Source organism: Streptomyces sp. NPDC102462 (assembly GCF_044765425.1).
Classification (GTDB): Bacteria; Actinomycetota; Actinomycetes; order Streptomycetales; family Streptomycetaceae; genus Streptomyces.
In genome coordinates this window covers 1-2,968 of record NZ_JBIWKB010000142.1, presented here as the reverse complement: position 1 = coordinate 2,968, position 2,968 = coordinate 1, and the positions used below count along the sequence as shown (strand labels likewise).

Below are 2,968 nucleotides of genomic sequence, written 5' to 3'. Positions count from 1 at the left end.
GTCCCGCCGACGTACAGCTCACCCGGCACACCCACCGGCACCGGATGCATCGCCGAATCCAGCACGTACGTCCGCATGTTCGGCAGCGGACGCCCGATCGGGACCACCTCGCGGCCGGCCGGCTCCGTCACCGGGAAGACCGTGGAACCGACGGATGCCTCGGTCGGACCGTACTCGTTGATCAGGCGACCGGGGCCGAGGATGTCCAGTGACCGGTCCGCCGTGGTGCCGGGCAGCGCCTCGCCCGCCACCACCACGACCGCCGCCAGCTCTTCCGCCTGCTCGGTGGTGAGCTGCTCCGCGAGCAGGTCCAGGTGGCCCGGGGTCAGCTTGACGAAGCTGTACGGCGCCCCGGCCAGCAGCGCGGGGCCGAGTTGCCCCGGCTCGGTGTCCTGCGGCACCGCGAACACCCGCTGCCCGGTGACCAGCGGCGCCCACAGGTTGGGGACGACCAGGTCGAAGGCGACCGAGGAGAACAGCGGGGCGCCCCCGGTGCCGCGCACGGCGAGTTCACGGGCCGCCCAGGCCACATGGTTGACCAAGCCCCGGTGGGTGACTTCGACACCCTTGGGCGTGCCGGTGGAACCGGAGGTGAAGATGACATAGGCCAGCCGGTCCAGATCGTCCACCCGCACCGGCGCGGTGGCCGGCAGCCCGGCGACGTCCGCGTCGGCGAGCAGCACCTCGACGGAGCCGAACCGGCCGGCGAACGCCTCGGAGGTGAGCGCCACCCGGGCGCCGGAGGTCGCCATGATGGAGGCGACGCGCTCCGCCGGGTAGGACGGGTCGATCGGCACATACGTGCCGCCCGCCTTCCACACCGCAAGCAGCGCCGCGATCAGGGAGGGCCCCCGGTCCATCTGGACCGCGACGCGCGCTTCGGCGTCGACGCCGCGCTCCCGCAGGGCGTGCGCCAGCCGATTCGCCTGCGCATCCAGTCCGGCGTACGTCACCGTCTCCGTCCCGAGGGTCACCGCCCAAGCGTCGGGGACGCGGGCGGCCTGCGCCTCGAACATCTGCAGCACGGAGGCGGTCTCCGCCTCGTGCGCGGTGTCGTTCCAGGTCACGAGCTGCCGCTCCAGCTCCTCGGACGGCAGCGGCACCAGGCGGGCGTCGCCGGTCGGATCGGCGGCCATGGCGGCCAGAACCGACGCGTACAGCGCGGTGAGCCGGTCGGCGTTCTCGCGGGACAGCACGTGGGTGTGCGTGGCCATGAGCAGGTAGCCGGAGACCGCCGAAACCGCCAGGTCGAACTCGGTCGCGCCCTCACCGGAGCTCTCGGCCAGGTCGACGCGCTCGGTGTCGACGTGGTCGAAGTCCTGGTAGCTGAAACGGACGTCGAGCAGGCGCTCCACCCCCGCGTCGCGCTGGATCGCCGGCATCGGGTGCCGGCGGTGCTCCCACATGCCCGCCTCGTGCGTGAAGACCTCGCGGACCAGCTCCTCCCAGGTGCGGTCGCGGTCTGCGTCGAAGGCGAACGGCAGGGTGTTGAGGTACATGCCGTACACCCGGTCGGCGCCCGGCGCCTCGGGGCGGGCGCTGAACACCAGGCCCGAGTGGAACCGGCGCTCCTCGGTGAGCAGGCTGAGCACCTTCAGGTGCGCGGCCAGCAGCACGCTCTTGACCGAGACGCGTACCCGGGCGGCCAGCGCGCGCAGCCCGGACTCGTACGGGCCGAGCTCCACGGCGACGCGGTAGCGCTCCCGTTCGGCGGTGAGGCCGCCGCCCCAGGCCGTCGGAAGGGAGAAGCGCGCGTAGCCGCTCGTGACCTGCCGCCAGTACGCCCGGTCCTGCTCCGACTCCAGCGAGCGCAGTTCGGCGGCGACGAAATCGGCGTAGCGCACGGGCGGCGCGGGCACCTCGGAAGGCTCCCCGCCGTCGCGCACCCGACGGTACTCGTCGAGCAGCTCCATCAGCAGTGCCCGGTGGCTCCAGCCCTCGGTGATGGCGTGGCAGACGGTCAGGCCGAGCCGCCAGCCGTCGTCCTCGACATGGGCGGTCATCCGCAGCAGCGGCGCCCGTTCCAGGTCGAACAGGTCGGCGCGCTCGCGGGTGAGGAACTCCCTTACGGCTGCGCGTCGTTGAGTCTCGTCCAGCTCCCTCAGGTCGTGCACGGCCACCGGGAGGGCGGCCTCGGCGCGCACCACCTGGAGCGGCTGTGAGTAGCCGTCGAGGTGGAAGGAGGTGCGCAGCATCTCGTGGCGGGCCGCGACCACGTCGGCGGCGACCCGCAGCGCCCGCTCCGAGAACGGCTCCGGCTCGCTGATCCGGAACGAGGAGACGTTGTGGTAGGCGTGCCCGGTGTCGTCCGCCAGCATCTCCAGGACCATCCCGAGCTGCACCTGCGTCAGCGGGTAGGCGTCCACGGCGTCGCCCGGGAGCGCCTGCCGGTCCTCGGCGCCGATCAGCGCGAACCGCTCGACGGGCACATCCACCTCGGTGCGCGCGGGGCGGCCGGTGAGGAACTCGCTCAGCATGGCGACCGTGCGCTGCTCGAAGACGTCCCTGATCCCGATGTCGAATCCGGCCGAGCGGAGCGCGCCGACGAGTGCGACGGCACGGATGGAGTGGCCGCCGATCTCGAAGAAACCGTCCTCGACACCGACCCGTTCCCGGCCCAGCACCTCGGCCCATATGCCGGCGATCCGCTCCTCGGTCGCCGTGCGCGGCGCGACATATCCGTCGTCCACGGCCGCGGCGGCGTCCGGGGCGGGCAGGGCGTGCCGGTCGACCTTGCCGTTGGCGTTCAGCGGCAGGGCGTCCAAGGCGACCAGGGCCGCGGGCAGCATGTACTCGGGCAGCCGGTCGGCCAGATGGGCCCGTACGGAGTCCGCGGCCGCGTCGGCAGGCGCGTAGTACGCCGTCAGCGCGTCCTCGTGGACGGTGACGAACGCCTCGCGGACCGCGGGGTGTCCGGTGAGAACGCTCTGGACCTCGCCGAGTTCGACACGGTAGCCGCGGATCTTGA

General features: G+C 72.7%; 1 protein-coding gene. It reads right to left on the bottom strand.

All coding sequences use genetic code 11. The annotated features are described in order from the left end of the window. On the bottom strand, positions 1–2,968 hold a 2,968-nt coding region (locus tag ACIRFL_RS43650), incomplete at both ends, for an AMP-binding protein (RefSeq protein WP_404041288.1).